This window comes from Lacibacter cauensis (assembly GCF_007830055.1).
Taxonomy (GTDB): domain Bacteria; phylum Bacteroidota; class Bacteroidia; order Chitinophagales; family Chitinophagaceae; genus Lacibacter; species Lacibacter cauensis.
The window spans coordinates 317,947-333,310 of sequence record NZ_VLLE01000006.1 but is presented as its reverse complement, the minus strand read 5'-3'; the positions used below and the strand labels follow the sequence as shown (position 1 = coordinate 333,310).

At 41.9% G+C, this 15,364-nt stretch carries 12 protein-coding genes; 7 read left to right on the top strand and 5 right to left on the bottom strand.

What is annotated here, in order from left to right:
* The first annotated feature begins 72 nt into the window (after nt 1-72).
* From IQ13_RS17995 to IQ13_RS17985, 3 genes are all read left to right on the top strand, one after another.
* Nucleotides 73-2,061 (top strand): KUP/HAK/KT family potassium transporter, encoded by a 1,989-nt coding sequence (locus IQ13_RS17995; protein ID WP_144888018.1) that lies wholly within the window; start codon nt 73-75, stop codon nt 2,059-2,061.
* Between the two features lie 120 nt (nt 2,062-2,181).
* Nucleotides 2,182-2,970: an alpha/beta hydrolase gene (locus tag IQ13_RS17990; protein WP_144888017.1), complete on the top strand. Its 789-nt coding sequence runs from the start codon at nt 2,182-2,184 to the stop codon at nt 2,968-2,970.
* Between the two features lie 2 nt (nt 2,971-2,972).
* Complete coding sequence (locus IQ13_RS17985; RefSeq protein ID WP_144888016.1) at nt 2,973-3,794, top strand: alpha/beta hydrolase; 822 nt, start codon at nt 2,973-2,975, stop codon at nt 3,792-3,794.
* Nucleotides 3,795-3,815: 21 nt separating this feature from the next.
* Here IQ13_RS17985 and IQ13_RS17980 read toward each other — a convergent pair whose 3' ends face one another.
* From IQ13_RS17980 to IQ13_RS17960, 5 genes are all read right to left on the bottom strand, one after another.
* The gene (locus IQ13_RS17980; RefSeq protein WP_144888015.1) at nt 3,816-4,418 is read right to left on the bottom strand and encodes a hypothetical protein; all 603 of its coding nucleotides are present in this window, start codon (nt 4,416-4,418) and stop codon (nt 3,816-3,818) included.
* Between the two features lie 62 nt (nt 4,419-4,480).
* Complete coding sequence (locus IQ13_RS17975) at nt 4,481-5,836, bottom strand: hypothetical protein (protein ID WP_144888014.1); 1,356 nt, start codon at nt 5,834-5,836, stop codon at nt 4,481-4,483.
* Nucleotides 5,837-5,876: 40 nt separating this feature from the next.
* A complete protein-coding gene (locus tag IQ13_RS17970; RefSeq protein WP_144888013.1) occupies nt 5,877-6,458 on the bottom strand; it encodes a YceI family protein in 582 nt (193 codons plus the stop codon).
* 222 nt (nt 6,459-6,680) lie between these two features.
* The gene (locus tag IQ13_RS17965; RefSeq protein WP_144888012.1) at nt 6,681-7,589 is read right to left on the bottom strand and encodes a S66 peptidase family protein; all 909 of its coding nucleotides are present in this window, start codon (nt 7,587-7,589) and stop codon (nt 6,681-6,683) included.
* Nucleotides 7,589-8,608, bottom strand: a complete 1,020-nt coding sequence (locus IQ13_RS17960; protein ID WP_144888011.1) for a S66 peptidase family protein — start codon at nt 8,606-8,608, stop codon at nt 7,589-7,591. The genes IQ13_RS17965 and IQ13_RS17960 overlap by 1 nt, the downstream gene beginning before the upstream one ends.
* A gap of 88 nt (nt 8,609-8,696) precedes the next feature.
* Here IQ13_RS17960 and IQ13_RS17955 point away from each other — a divergent pair, with 88 nt between their 5' ends.
* From IQ13_RS17955 to metG, 4 genes are all read left to right on the top strand, one after another.
* On the top strand, nt 8,697-9,260 hold the full coding sequence (locus IQ13_RS17955; RefSeq protein WP_158637437.1) for a Crp/Fnr family transcriptional regulator: 564 nt from the start codon (nt 8,697-8,699) through the stop codon (nt 9,258-9,260).
* 300 nt (nt 9,261-9,560) lie between these two features.
* A complete protein-coding gene (locus IQ13_RS17950) occupies nt 9,561-11,900 on the top strand; it encodes a glycoside hydrolase family 3 C-terminal domain-containing protein (RefSeq protein ID WP_144888009.1) in 2,340 nt (779 codons plus the stop codon).
* A 74-nt stretch (nt 11,901-11,974) separates the two neighbouring features.
* Complete coding sequence (locus tag IQ13_RS17945) at nt 11,975-13,033, top strand: acyltransferase family protein (RefSeq protein ID WP_144888008.1); 1,059 nt, start codon at nt 11,975-11,977, stop codon at nt 13,031-13,033.
* 164 nt (nt 13,034-13,197) lie between these two features.
* The gene (gene metG / locus IQ13_RS17940) at nt 13,198-15,345 is read left to right on the top strand and encodes a methionine--tRNA ligase (RefSeq protein ID WP_242009585.1); all 2,148 of its coding nucleotides are present in this window, start codon (nt 13,198-13,200) and stop codon (nt 15,343-15,345) included.
* Nucleotides 15,346-15,364: the final 19 nt, after the last annotated feature.

Here is a 15,364-nt window from a genome sequence, read left to right as displayed (position 1 = left end):
TTCTATTAACTTTGATTTTTGTAAGATCAACCAATCGACCAATTGGTTCGTATCCTCACTTAAATTCTATTTGTGGGAAAGCACACATCCAAAGTCACAGCAGCTGGCTTATTAATTGCGTTAGGTATTATTTACGGCGACATCGGAACTTCTCCCCTGTACGTGTTAAATGCCATCATTACCGGAAAAGAAATTTCAGAGTTTTTAATTGTTGGTGCATTGTCTTGTGTAATATGGACGCTTACACTGCAAACCACACTCAAGTATGTATGGCTCACCCTGCGGGCCGATAACAGGGGTGAAGGGGGCATTTTTGCCTTGTACACACTCGTTCGCCGTCGCAGAAAATGGTTGGTTATACCCGCCATGATTGGTGGTGCAGCTTTACTGGCCGATGGTATGATAACTCCGCCTATCTCTGTTACCTCTGCTATCGAGGGTTTAAAACAGATTGATGTTTTTAAACACATTGAGCAAGACACCATCGTTTATATTGTTATAGGCATCCTGGTACTGTTGTTTCTGATACAGCAATTCGGTACCAATTATATTGGTAAGGCATTTGGGCCTATTATGATGATTTGGTTTTTGATGCTGGCGTTGATGGGCGTTATTCACTTTGCCGATGAGGTACACGTATTTAAAGCGCTCAATCCCTATTACGCCATTGAACTGTTGGTAAAATACCCCAACGGTTTCTGGATACTGGGCGGCGTGTTTCTTTGTACTACGGGTGCTGAAGCATTGTACAGCGATCTTGGACATTGCGGAAGAGAAAACATACGTACCTCCTGGATATTTGTAAAAACCTGTTTAATCTTCAACTATTTCGGGCAGGGTGCCTGGTTGCTGGCAAACCACACCGGCGATGTAATTACTGCCGATATGATTTCAAGCGGGTTTAACCCTTTTTACGGTGTAATGCCGGAGTGGTTCCGGTTGGTAGGTTTAATTATTGCAACATCGGCAGCCATTATTGCCAGCCAGGCCTTGATCAGCGGTTCGTTTACACTCATCAGTGAGGCCATGCGTTTGAATCTGTGGCCACGTGTAAAAATTGTTTACCCGAGCGAAGAACGTGGACAGTTGTTTATACCTGCCGTAAACCTGTTGTTATTTATTGGTTGCGTAGGTATTACTTTATATTTCAGGTCGGCAGCACATATGGAATCTGCCTATGGTTTGGCCATTACACTTTGTATGTTGGCTACAACCGTTTTATTTGCCAACTACCTGGTAGCACATCGCATCAACTCATTCTTGATTTACATATTCCTTATTGTTTATCTGTCGATTGAGCTTGGGTTCCTTGCTGCCAATCTTTCGAAGTTTTCACATGGTGGTTATATTGCTTTAATTGTTGGGGGCGGCTTATTCATCATCATGTATGTGTGGTATCGTGCACGAAAAATCAAAAATCGTTACGTGGAATTTGTACGGCTCGATCATTACCTGCCCATGTTGCAGGAGTTGAGTAATGATATGACGGTAACCAAACATGCCACACACCTTGTATATCTTACCAGTGCCAATAACCCGAAGGAAATTGAGCATAAGATCATCTATTCAATTTTGAACCGCAAACCCAAACGTGCCGATATTTATTGGTTTGTGCATGTAGATACACTGGATGATCCCTATACCTGCGAGTATGAAGTAACCACCATTATTCCAAATGAAGTCATTCGTGTGGAGTTCCGTTTAGGTTTCCGTATGCAGCCAAGGATTAACCTCATGTTCCGTAAAGTAGTGGAAGATATGGTGGCAAATAAGGAAGTGAATATCACCAGCCGTTACGAAAGTTTACAACGCAATAATGTGGTGGGCGATTTTCAGTTTGTGGTAATGGAAAAATTCCTGAGCCAGGATAACGAGCTGCCATTCTTCGAACGGATTATTATGCGTATTTATTTCCTGGTGAAGAAGATTGGCTTAAGCGAAGAAAAGGGCTTTGGATTGGATATGAGCAATGTGGCAGTGGAGAAATTTCCGCTTATTGTATCGCCTATCAGTAACCTGAAGCTGAGACGCATTTTCCGTGAGGAAGATGAGGAGGAATAGAGAGTATACGCTTTCAAATTTTTTCAACGTCATTGCAGGTAAAAGAGCAATGACGTTTTTATTTCGTTTATTCTCGTTAACTTGAAAAACCGGTACAGTCAACTTCAAACCAACACTGCATTGTCATTAACTGTTCTTTATATCATCATCGGCTACATCCTGTTAATGGTGATTGCTTATTTCATACAGGAGAAATTTATTTTTAAACCCGAGAAGCTGGCTGCCGATTTTGAATTCAAATACGATGCACCGTTTAAAGAAATCAGTTTTCAGCCCGAACCAGGTGTAACTATCAGCGGTATTCATTTTCATGTAAAGAAACCACATGGACTGATTCTTTATTTTCATGGCAACACCCGTAGTATTAAAGGCTGGGGTAAGTATGCCCGTGATTTTTTTCGTTTCGGGTACGATGTGGTGCTGGTCGATTATCGTGGTTTTGGAAAAAGCATTGGTAAACGAAGTGAACAAGCCATGCTCAACGATATGCAGTTTGTGTACGATCAGCTTTGTTTGCAGTACCCGGAAGATCATATACTGGTGTATGGCCGCAGCATGGGCAGCGGTTTTGCTACCAAACTGGCTGCCGATAATTTGCCACGCTACTTAATTCTGGATGCGCCGTATTACAGTTTTCGCAAAGTAGTGGAACGCTTTCTGCCGTTTTTACCCATACGTTTTGTACTGCGTTATCATTTAAGAACCGATCAATGGATTGAAAATGTAAAATGCCATACCTATATTCTGCACGGCACCAAAGACCGTTTAATTCCATTAGCACACAGCGAACGGCTGCAACAGATCAATCCAAGACGTATTACACTCATTCGTATACATGGTGGCGGACATAATAATCTGCCTTCTTTCCCGGAGTATCATAATTTTATCCGTGATATTCTGAAAGTATAGGTATGGAAGTAAAAACAAAACGACGGATAAAGGGCGCAATTAAACTCTTGATTATTTTATACTGTGGTATTGGCATCGCCTTATGGTATTTACAAGACAGTATTTTTCTGCAGCCGAAAAAGTTAAAAGCAGGCTATGCTTACCGGTTTCAACAACGTTTCGAAGAGTTGAATATTCCTGTAAGTGAAAACGAAATCATGCATGCTGTTAAGTTGTTTCCTGCAGATACGACTGGCTGCAAAGGGGTAGTGCTTTATTTTCATGGCAACAAAGACAATATTACACATTACGCAGAAGCAGCCACATTGCTTACTGGTTATGGTTATGAAGTGTGGATGTTGGAATACCCGGGTTTTGGAAAAGCTACAGGGATATTTAAAGAAGAGCGTGTGTATGCAGATGCAGCTGCTTTGTACAAGCTCGCCGCTAAAAAATATGCAGCTGATGCTATTACTATCTATGGCCGGTCGTTAGGTACAGCTGTTGCAACAGAACTGGCAAGTTATGCGCCTTGCAAACAATTAATTCTTGAAACACCTTACTACAGCATGCCCGAGCTGGCAAGTGCGCATTTCCCTATCTATCCTACAGCAACCATTATCCGGTATCATTTTCCGTTGTACGAATTTTTGCAGCAGGTAAAAGCGCCGGTAACTGTTTTTCATGGAACAGCCGATGGCATTATTCCGTATAAACATGCAGTAAGGTTAAAACCTTTGCTGAAAAAAACAGATGTGTTTGTAACAATTGAGAAAGGAAGCCATAATAACCTGGCGAAGTACGAACTGTTTACAAAAAAGCTGGATAGTTTATTGCGGAAATGAAGCCAGCTGCTTATTGTATCATTATTTATCTGCATCCACCAGTAATTCGAAGTGGATGGTAATGGTGTCATCGATTTTGATGATGTTGAAAGGAGTGCGGGGTTTAATATCGTACTCGCTCATTTTAATTTGTTTCTCTGCAGTAAGCTTGTAGTAGTGGTCTTTTATGCGTTGCATTTTTACCTGTATCAATTGAGCCTTGGCAATGCCTGCAATGTGTATAACAGTAACAACATTGTAACTGTATTGCCGGCCTGTTTGCAGTTCTTTTTCGTTATGGAGCGGAGTTGCGTTTACAATATCTACGAAAATATAAGGGTGTTCATCAGCTTTCAGGGCCTTGTGCATATCCCTGTTCATGAGGTTATTTTTACAACTGAGGAGTTTGGTTTTAATGCTGAGCTTTGCATTTTTAAATGAAAGCTGCCGGTTGGCAGGATTAATTTCGCCTTCGAGTACGGCTGGTTGAAATTTGTCTTTACAATCGCAGGAAAAATCGTTGACGCTGGTAGTACCTGTTAAGAAGAGCTGGCTTTTATCATCAATATGATAAACCAGTTTTACCGGAACAGCTTTATCTGTTGCCAGGAAAAAAAGAGGTAATATAAACAGCAGACGTAACATAGTTGGTTGAGAAGAAACAAGGCTCCGTTATTCACAGAGCCTTGCTTAGTTGTTGTATCTGATTAGAATCCTACTACTGCTTCAAGAACAAAGCCATTGAATTTACCGTTGTAACGATAGTCTGATTGTAAGAAGTTTTTATACTGTTGGTTTACTACTTCTGCTTTCATCAACACGTTTTTGGTAATGAACCAGCCACCTGCTAAGCAGAAACGGTTTACTTCAACTTCGTTAGTATAGCCAACCATATCAGAACTTACACCGTTGTAACGAACACCTAAGAAAAGGTTTTCTTCTTTACCTATTCTGTAGATACCTTCTACTGCATATTGTGATGCATGACGGGGTTTAGTTTCAGTTTTGCTTCTTCCGTTTGCAGATTCGTAAGTTCCGAAGAATTCAAATCCGTAGATTTTAGCAAATCCGTTCAGCATAACAGCGTCAACTTTATTGCTGAAACCTGGGTTGAAACGGCCAGAGAATGCTGCTGCAGTTGATGCCTGAGCTGCACCTGATTTAACCCACTGGTCGTACGCATTTTGATAGTTAGAACCGGTACGGTCGCCACCATAAAGTGTAAGACCACTGCCATAGTTACCACCGTTGTGATAATAGCTACCGCTTAAACGAAGACGTACATTGTCTGTAACTTGTTTGTCGATACCAGCTTTCAGGTAAATAGAAGGTTTTCTGGTAGTTTTTCCATCAGCTGATGCAAAAACAGTATCAATGTTTCCTTTGATCATACCGTTGGTTAAACCAACCATTCCGAATAAACCATTTTTCTGAACATATACTTCGCCACCAATTTCAGTTGCAAAGGCATCCATTACATTACCTTCCATGAAAGGACTGTAGAGTGTTTGTCCGCCATCGGGTCTGCGGTAGTGCGCATCGCCATAGTTTACTTCAAAGTGACCCACTTTAATAGTGGTAACTTTCATAATGTCATCCCATACTTTTCCTTTGAAAGGAAGTTTATCGAATTGGATATAACCACCCTTTACCCATGTTTCGTTGTGGTGACGTGCAGACAGGTAACTGGTTAAGTTTAAGCGGATACCATCTGCCAACTGTACATCCATAAATAAATTGGCTTGCGCAGTCATGAAACCGGGTTTTAATGGATAGAGTTTATTTGCTCCAGCTGTTGCAACAGAAGTACCACCGCTGTTTAATGCGCCGGGGTTTTCGCTTTTGATTGCCTGGAATTGTTGTGTAAAGCCTGCGCCGAAACGAACTTTAAGTCCATCGAACTTAACATCTGTTTCTTTTGGAGTTTCAAATACATTGATACCGCTTTGGTCGTAAGCTCTGAGGTTTTGAATTTTTGGCTGCTGAGCCTGTAAGGCTAAAGGAGATAGAATAAGTGCAGTTACTGCAGTTTTTCTCAGACAGTTTGTAAGGAAACGTTTCATATACTTTGTTTTAATTGAGTTAATGAATAATTGTTATGGGTTAAGCTTTTTTAAGAATTACATCGTAACTGAGTGTTACTTCATCAGCAACTTTCATGGCACCCAGCATGAAGCTTGGAGGTTTAATGCCATAAGTACTCATTGTAATTTTTTTGCTGCCTTTAATTTCAAGATCGCCATTAGGCAGTGTTTTAATACGCAAGGTGAGATCGGTAGGTTTAGTAACACCACCCAGGGTTAAGTTGCCGCTTACGTTCATGATGGTTTCGCCGCCACTTTGCTGTACGTTGATGATTTTTGTAAAAACGTAAACGATTTCAGGAAACTTATCTGCTTTCAGCGTGCTGTATGTGCGGTCATCCATCAGGTCAGAATCCTTGGTGCTTTTCAGTGATTTGGTTTGCACCTTAACGGTAGCACTGTTGATTTTTTCAGGGATATTGTTGTTTACCAGAAAATCGCCGGTAACTGTTACATTGGTTGCTTTAGAGCTCCAGTCGTGAACGTTAGATGTGCCGTTTATAAGCAGTTGAAATGATTTTGTAGTGTATTTGCTTTGTGCGTTTGCTATGCCTGCAACCAGGAACATAGCAATAATCAGTAGAATTGATTGGCGTTTCATGATGCTTGATTTATTTGTGAACGTTTAATTAATTTGACTCCACAAATATTGGAACGCCTCGTTTGCCGCAGAATGATCGATTACAGTGTTTTGAGTGACTTGTGTCACGGGTATTTCTGACGGGCATCAGTAAACCACATGATCAAAAACTGATGAAAAACAGAAAAGCTTTCTGCAAAGGCAAAAAGCTTTTCATTCTGTACGTGTATACACTTAGTAATCTTATTTCTCTCTTAAGCGTACCTGCTCATGATTTACCTGTAATTGATAGGTTGCGCCCACTTTTAAAGCAAGATTTTCTTTATCGTGACTAACCGGAAAGCCAAAACAAACAGGGTACTTGTATTCACTGATGAGGTCGTGTATTAAATCGTATACCTTTTTACCAAAAGGCCGTTCGGTATCCTGCATATCGGTAAAGCCACCAATGATCAATCCCGCAAGCGCATCCAATTTCCCGCTGCGTTTTAGCTGGTGCAGCATACGATCAACATTGTAATGCTGTTCACCCACATCTTCTATAAAGAGGATTTTTCCTTTTGTCTGGTAATCGCTTTTGGTGCCGATGAGGTGGGCGATCAATGCAAGATTACCGCCCACAAGTTCGGCTGTTGCTGTACCGGTATGGTTGAGCTTATGTGTTTTGCAACTGTAATCGGCTTTGATACCTTCTACTGCCGCTTTAATGGATTGCACATATTTGTTTTTATAACCACCACCATTAAACGCTGATGCCATGGATGAATGCAGGGTGGCAATTTTATAATTCCGGTTGATGTGTGCATGAAGTACAGTGATGTCACTAAAACCAATAATCCATTTGGGATTTTTTTTGAATGCAGTAAAATCCAGCTGATCAATAATTCGCCCAACACCATAACCACCACGACCGCAAAGAATCGCTTTTATTTCCGGCGCATCCAGCATCGCCTGGAATTCATTCAGGCGTTCTTCATCCGTTCCGCTGAAATAAGTTTTCGATTTACTGCCGAGCGTTTTGCCTACCAATACTTCATAACCCCATTGTTGCAAAACATGAATACAGGTTTCTGCTTTTTCGAGCGGCATATAACCTGCAGGGCATGTTATGGCAATGGTATCGCCTTGTTGTAAGTAAGGAGGAATCTTCATTATACTTCGGTTAAGGTTGTTCCGTTTGTTGTAACCTGCAATTTATGTTGCACGCCGCATTTGAGTGCGAAATTATTTTTCTGATGGCCCACCGGAAAATCAAAACAAACTGGGTAGCTGCAATCGGGAATTTTTTCCATCACAATTTCATAGAGGTTTTTACCAAACTCTTCTGCAGGATCCTCGCTGGGTTTTATTTTAAAGCCGCCGATAATTAATCCGGCTAAATGATCGAGCTTGCCGCTTCGTTTTAAATTCCAGAACATACGATCGATGCTGTACAGGTACTCACCCGTATCTTCTACAAACAGAATTTTATTGGTGGTGCGTAAATCGCTTTTACTGCCGGCAAGCGATTCCAATGTTTTTAAATTACCACCAACCAAGGTTCCTTTTGCCACACCTGTTTTATTATGTTCATTCGCAGGTGCCGTGTATTTCATGTTTATGCCTGTTAATGCATCACGGATGGAAAGAATGGTTTCAACCTGTATCGGTTCGGCCTTACTCCAATCATCCGGAAAACTGTTACACATTTTTGAATGAATAGAAGCGATACCAAAGTTGCGGTTGAGGTGGCTGTGCAGTACAGTAATATCACTGAAGCCGATCATCCACTTGGGATGCACTTTCATTGCTGAAAAATCGAGTTGATCGATGATGCGTACGAAACCATAGCCACCTCTTGCACAAAGAATGGCTTTTACTGTTGCATCATCAATGAGTTGTTGAAAATCGGCAATGCGTTCTGCATCGGTGCCGCCGAATGTATGATCACGCTTGCCAATGGTTGAACCGATCTTTACTTTCAATCCCCAGCTTTCAATTTGTTGAATGGTCGGTTGAATTTCTTTTTCGGTAATGTAACCGGCAGGCGATGTAATGCCGATGGTATCGCCTTGCTTCAGGTAATGCGGAATAATACCACTTGCATCAACTTCTTCGTGTAAACCCGAAGCCAGTGAAGGGATAGCCGCACCTGCTGCTGCTAATGAGGAGACAAATGTTTTACGGTTCATGTACAATCTTTACAGGTAAAAGATACAAACTTCTGCTGCCCGTATGTTGACAGGTTCGTTAATTTCTTATCTTTCTTTTTTCAAAACAGTGGAACAGTTACAGCAAGCAGTCGACCAACTTTCAAAATTATCTCCCGAAAGCAGAGAACTGTTTCTTGCTGCCTTCGACCAATGGATTGTACCGAAGGATCATTTTCTTGTTCGTGAAAAGGAAGTAGCCGATTATATTTTTTTCATCAACAAAGGCATTGCCCGCATTTATTATTACAAGGGCGGTAAAGAAATTACCGAATGGATAGCGATGGATGGACAGTTCTTTTTATCCATCACCAGTTTTTTTCAACGCACACCCAGTCACCTCATCATTCAAACCATTGAACCGGCCGAAGTGTTGGGCATTCATCACAACAAATTAATGGAGCTGGCAAAAAAGTATCATGATGTAGAAACGCTGTTTCGCAAAATGCTCACCGGCTCATTGATTCTTTCGCAAATGCGGATGGACTCGATCCAGTTTGAAACAGCTCAGCAGCGTTACGAAAAATTGTTGCAGCAGTTTCCCGATATGATCAGGCGTGTTCCTGTTTCGTATATCGCTTCTTTTTTGGGGGTAACGCTGGAAACGCTCAGCCGTATCCGTTCTGCACGGTAATGATTTTGGAATGAACCGGTTGCTCCTACGGAGCGGACGGACATCGCTCTAAAATCTCTATAAATAGGGTGTCCCTACGGGACAAGGCATCCATATAAGATTTTAATAGTCTTTCAATCTGTTTAAACGTTGCATTAACTCCGGAGGTGTTTCCCATTTATAGCAATTGCATAAACATAAACCTGCTCCTTAGGAGCAACCTGTTTCGAAACCCCGGCATTACGAATATATTATTTGACAATTATCAAATCAACCGGTTGCTATCTTCTGCACCTTAGAAGCCTAAAACGATGTTGTCAAATGAAATATCTCATGCAGAGTATTGCACTCCTTCTGTTCTTTCCTTTCGTAAACAATGCGCAGGAAAATAATTACACAAAAGCCAAAGAGCTGGTAAGTAAAATGACCCTCGACGAGAAAATAAATCTTGTGGTGGGTATGGGTATGAAAATGGGCGCCATGAATATGCCCGGCGGTGCACCCAATGTTGGACAAACAATGGATAAAGTGCCCGGCGCTGCAGGAACTACGTTTGCTTTACCACAACTCGGGTTACCAACAACTGTTGTGGCCGATGGTCCTGCCGGTTTACGTATTGAACCCAAGCGTGTAAACGATGCGAATACGTATTACGCAACAGCGTGGCCCGTGGCAACATTACTTGCATCTACATGGGATGTGAAACTTGTTGAACAGGTTGGTAAAGCAATGGGCAACGAAGTAAAAGAATATGGGGTGGATGTGATTCTTGGTCCCGGCATGAACATTATGCGTAATCCCTTAGGCGCAAGAAATTTTGAATACTATTCGGAAGATCCGTTGGTAACCGGGAAAATTGCAACAGCAATGGTGAACGGTATACAATGGAATGGTGTAGGAACTTCGGTAAAACATTTTGCTGTAAACAACCAGGAAACAAACCGCAACTCGGTAGATGCTATTGTAAGCGAACGGGCATTGCGTGAAATTTATTTGCGTGGGTTTGAACTGGTGGTAAAAGAAGCAAAACCATGGACAGTGATGAGCTCGTACAACTTGTTAAACGGAACCTATACTTCACAATCGTACGATCTGCTGACAACTGTATTACGTAAAGATTGGGGTTTTAAAGGAATGGTAATGACCGATTGGTTTGGTGGTAAAGATGCTGTAGCGCAAATGAAAGCCGGTAACGATTTACTGATGCCCGGTACACCACAGAAACGTAAGGCAATTACAGATGCCATCAATAACAAAACACTCGATGTAAAAGTGCTGGATGAAAATGCAACACGTATTGTGGCCTATATTTTAGAAACACCTGCATTTAAAAAATATGCATTCAGTAATAAACCCGATCTGAAACAGCATGCAGTGCTTGCACGTGAAGCTGCAGCGAATGGTATGGTGTTGTTGAAAAATAATAACACGGCATTGCCCATTATTGCAGCGAAAAATATTGCAGCGTTTGGTAATACCTCGTACGATTTTATTTCGGGTGGTACCGGCAGTGGCGATGTAAATGAAGAATACACCATTTCGTTGGTGGAAGGTTTGCAGAACGCCGGTTATACGGTGGATGCAGAATTGAAAACCATCTACTCCGCTTATCTCTACGACTATAAAGCAAAGCATCCGAAGAAATCATTTATTGAAGAGTTTGTAAATCCCACACCCAATGCATCGGAATTGTTGCTGAACAATGCAATCATCAGCAGCAAAGCAGCAAGCAGCGATATGGCTGTTATAACCATTGGTCGTAATGCAGGCGAAGGGAAAGACCGAGTGGTGCTCAACGATTTTAACCTGAGTAAAGCAGAGCAGCAACTGATTGATGAAGTAAGCACAGCATTTCATGCAAAAGGGAAGAAAGTAGTGGTGATTATTAATGCAGGTGGAGTAATTGAAGTAGCCAGCTGGAGAGACAAAGTAGATGCCGTATTGCTGGCATGGCAACCGGGTCTGGAAGCAGGTAATGCAGTAGCAGATGTATTGAGCGGAAAAGTAAATCCCTCTGGAAAACTGGCTGTAACATTTCCGGTGAAGTATGAAGATGAAATAACCGCTAAGAATTTTCCCGGTAAAGAATTTAAAGAGAAAGCTGTTACAGGTTTTATGGGTCAAAAAGAAATACCCGCAGAAGTAACACATGAAGAAGGTGTGTATGTAGGCTATCGTTATTACAACACATTTAATGTAAAACCCGCTTACGAATTTGGTTATGGGTTAAGCTATACCAACTTCGATTATAAAAATGTAAAACTCAGCAGCAGCACCTTTAAAGGTAAATTGGTGATTACATTGGAAGTGACCAATACCGGTACTGTTGCCGGTAAAGAAGTGGTACAGCTTTACATTGCTGCACCAACCAATAAACTCGATAAACCCAATGAAGAATTAAAAGCATTTGCCAAAACCGATTTACTGCAACCCGGCCAAACACAAACCTTGCAGTTTGTGATTGATGCCAAATTATTGGCATCGTTTCATACAGCTGCCTCTGCATGGGTTGCTGATGCAGGAACCTATACCGTAAAACTTGGAACTTCTTCACTTGCAATAAAGCAAACCGCAACGTTTACTTTAGCAAAGGAAATATTGGTGGAAAAAGTCAATAAAGTATTGGTGCCAACAGTAACCATTAACGAATTGAAAAAATAAACCGCATTTTGATGAGAGCGGGGTATTTTTAAATGCCCCGCTTTTTTAATTACAGTTATTATTACCCTTGCCACATGCAAACACAAACGCTTAGCGGTAAACCACATTTCCCCATTCTTGATGGGCTACGAGGTGTCGCCGCCATTCTTGTTGTCATCTTTCATTTATTTGAAGCGGTATTCCCGGTGCCGAAGGATCTGCCTTTACATCACGGCTACCTGGCTGTTGATTTTTTCTTTCTGCTGTCGGGTTTTGTAGTGGCTTATGCCTACGATGATCGTTGGGGTAAAATGAGCATCAAGCAATTTTTTAAAATACGATTGGTACGTTTACATCCGTTGGTTGTACTAGGTATTCTGATTGGTTTGATTGTTTTTCTGCTCGATCCGTTTGCACCGAAAGCATTCAGCGGAGTATTTGTGTTGAAGTTGATTGCTGCTGTCGTGCTGGGGTTACTCATCTTACCTGCACCGGATATTCGTGGATGGAATGAAACACATCCGCTCAATGGTCCCACCTGGTCGTTGTTGCAGGAATATATTGCGAATATATTATACGCCTTGTTTGGTCGTAAACTCAGCAACACAGTTTTGTGGGTCATCGTTGTTATCAGTGCCATTGCTTTAACGGCAACAGCCGTTTGGCGTGGGGATGTAGGCACAGGTTGGGCCTATGATACTTTTTGGATTGCTTTTGTACGGATGATGTTTCCGTTTTCGGCAGGGCTTTTATTATTCAGGCTAGGCAAAAAAATACAGGTGCCCATGGCGTTCTTACTGTGCTCTGTCGCATTGCTTGTATTATTTGCTTTGCCCACGTTTAAGTACAACGGCTGGTACGAAGCAGCGGTAATCATTTTTGTATTCCCGGTAATTGTTGCGGCAGGCGCAGGAAGTAAAATCAGTGGTGTTTGGGAGAAGCTGTGCAAGTTCTGCGGCGATATTTCGTACCCCATCTATATCCTGCATTACCCGTTCATATATGTGTACACCGCTTGGGTATATGTAGAAAAGCCGGCCAAAAGCGAAATCGTTCCGGTAGCGATTGGTTTGTTCATGGTATTTATGGTACTGGCTTATGCGGCCCTTAAGTTGTACGATGAACCGGTAAGAGCTTGGCTTAAAAAGAAATAACTGCAGGGGAATTGATAGAACAGAAAGTAGCCCGGCCATTTGGCCGGGCTACTTTCTGTAGCGGGTTTGGGTAATGGGAGCGTTTATGGTACTTTTGCAATCCCCTGCAGTGAAGCACTGGCGCATAGAATTACCTTGCGTACAAGTGAGTGACACAACAGGCGATGAACAGAAATTCTAAAGACGACTACAAAATGAGTTTACCAAAACGATATTTAATTACGAGTGCGCTTCCTTATGCCAATGGTTTGAAACATGTGGGTCACCTGGCAGGTGCGTACATTCCGGCAGATATTTATGCCCGTTACCTGCGTGCGCAAAAAAGAGATGTGGTGTTTGTGTGCGGCAGCGATGAGCATGGAACGGCTATTCCCATCCAGGCTACAAAAGAAGGTACAACGCCGAGAGCTATTATTGATAAGTACCACGAAGCGATGAAACAGGATTTTGAAGACCTGAGCATGAGTTTTGATATTTACCACCGTACCAGTGAGCCGATTCATCATGAAACGGCGCAGGAATTTTTTACATACCTGCACGAACGTGGTGAACTGGAAACAAAAGAAACTGAACAGTATTACGATGAAGAAGCAAAAACATTTTTGGCCGATCGTTATATAAAAGGTACTTGTCCGAATTGCGGCAGCGACCGTGCATTTGGTGATCAGTGTGAGAACTGCGGACGTACTTTGAGTCCGGATGAGTTGATTAACCCGGTAAGTACACTCAGCGGTAAAGCACCCATCAAAAAGAAAACATCGCATTGGTATTTGCCACTCGGTAAGCACGAAGAATTTTTGCGTGAATGGATCTTGAAAGAACACAAAGATGATTGGCGTCCAACAGTTGTTGGACAATGTAAAAGCTGGATCGAGGGTGGTTTGCAATCAAGAGCGGTAACACGTGATCTGGATTGGGGAATTAAAGTGCCGTTGCAGGATGCAGAAGGAAAAGTGTTGTATGTGTGGTTTGATGCACCGATCGGTTATGTAAGCGCTACCAAGCAATGGGCTATTGACAATAACAAAGAGTGGGAACCGTATTGGTACGATCAGGATACGAAGCTGGTGCATTTTATTGGTAAGGATAATATCGTCTTCCATTGCATCATCTTTCCGATCATGCTGAAACTGCATGGAAATATTTTGCCAACAAATGTTCCGGCCAACGAGTTTTTAAATCTGGAAGGCGATAAAATGAGTACCAGCCGCAACTGGAAACTCGACATGCGTGATTACATCAACGATTTTGTGGAGAAAGAAAACGGTGGCGGACAGGCTGTTGATATGCTTCGTTATTATTTAACACAAATTGCTCCTGAAACAAAAGACAGTGAATTTATGTGGAAAGGTTTCCAGGATGCTGTGAACAGCGAACTGGGAAATATCTTCGGCAATTTTGTAAACCGTACATGGGTGCTGATGCACAAACTCTGCGGCGGTAAAGTACCGAAGCTGCATGAAGATGTGTTGGTTGAAGATGATAAATGGATCATCAGTGAAATTGAAAACGCAAAATCGAAAGTTGAAAATCTGTTAGAAGAATACAAGTTCCGTGAAGCATTGTTTGAAGTAATTGATTTGAGCCGCAAGGGTAATCAATACATGCAAAAGAAGGAGCCTTGGATTGTTGCCAAACAGTTGGCCGAAAATCCGGAAGCACAAAAGAGTATTGATAACACCATGCATTTGTGTTTGCAGTTGAGTGCAAATCTTGCGATCCTCATCAACCCCTTCTTGCCAAACACAGCAAAGAAAATGTTGGGTATGATGAAAGTGGTGGAGAAAATGCTCGATTGGGAAAATGCAGGTAAGCTGAAATTGTTGAGCGTGGGTTATGCGTTGCGTGCACCTGAATTACTCTTCAGAAAAATTGAAGACGAAGAAATTAAATATCAAGTAGAAAAATTAAAGTCTGGATTAGTAAAACCTGAAACAACAACTGCAAAAGTGGAAGAATCAAAATCTGAAGTAGCCAATCTGAAACCGGAAATTATTTTTGATGATTTCGCTAAGATCGATCTCAAAGTAGGAACGATTGTAACTGCTGAAAAAGTAGAGAAAGCTGATAAGCTGTTGAAACTGTCGGTTGATCTTGGTTTTGAAACAAGAACCATTGTAAGTGGTATTGCACTTCACTTCAAACCCGAAGAAATTGTGGGCAAGCAGGTGGTAGTGGTAGCCAATCTGGCTCCACGAAAAATGCGTGGCATTGAAAGCAATGGTATGATCCTGATGGCAGAGGATAAAGAAGGCAAGCTGCATTTTGTTGCACCATCAACGGTCATCAACCCGGGAGCAGGAGTGAGTTAAGTTTGATTAATTGAAAAAA

Coding starts and splice junctions, on each gene's coding strand:
- IQ13_RS17985 (WP_144888016.1), top strand. CDS start 2,973: ATGGAAGTAAAAACAAAACGACGGATAAAGGGCGCAATTAAACTCTTG.
- IQ13_RS17980 (WP_144888015.1), bottom strand. CDS start 4,418: ATGTTACGTCTGCTGTTTATATTACCTCTTTTTTTCCTGGCAACAGAT.
- IQ13_RS17975 (WP_144888014.1), bottom strand. CDS start 5,836: ATGAAACGTTTCCTTACAAACTGTCTGAGAAAAACTGCAGTAACTGCA.
- IQ13_RS17970 (WP_144888013.1), bottom strand. CDS start 6,458: ATGAAACGCCAATCAATTCTACTGATTATTGCTATGTTCCTGGTTGCA.
- IQ13_RS17965 (WP_144888012.1), bottom strand. CDS start 7,589: ATGAAGATTCCTCCTTACTTACAACAAGGCGATACCATTGCCATAACA.
- IQ13_RS17960 (WP_144888011.1), bottom strand. CDS start 8,608: ATGAACCGTAAAACATTTGTCTCCTCATTAGCAGCAGCAGGTGCGGCT.
- IQ13_RS17950 (WP_144888009.1), top strand. CDS start 9,561: ATGAAATATCTCATGCAGAGTATTGCACTCCTTCTGTTCTTTCCTTTC.
- IQ13_RS17945 (WP_144888008.1), top strand. CDS start 11,975: ATGCAAACACAAACGCTTAGCGGTAAACCACATTTCCCCATTCTTGAT.
- metG (WP_242009585.1), top strand. CDS start 13,198: ATGAACAGAAATTCTAAAGACGACTACAAAATGAGTTTACCAAAACGA.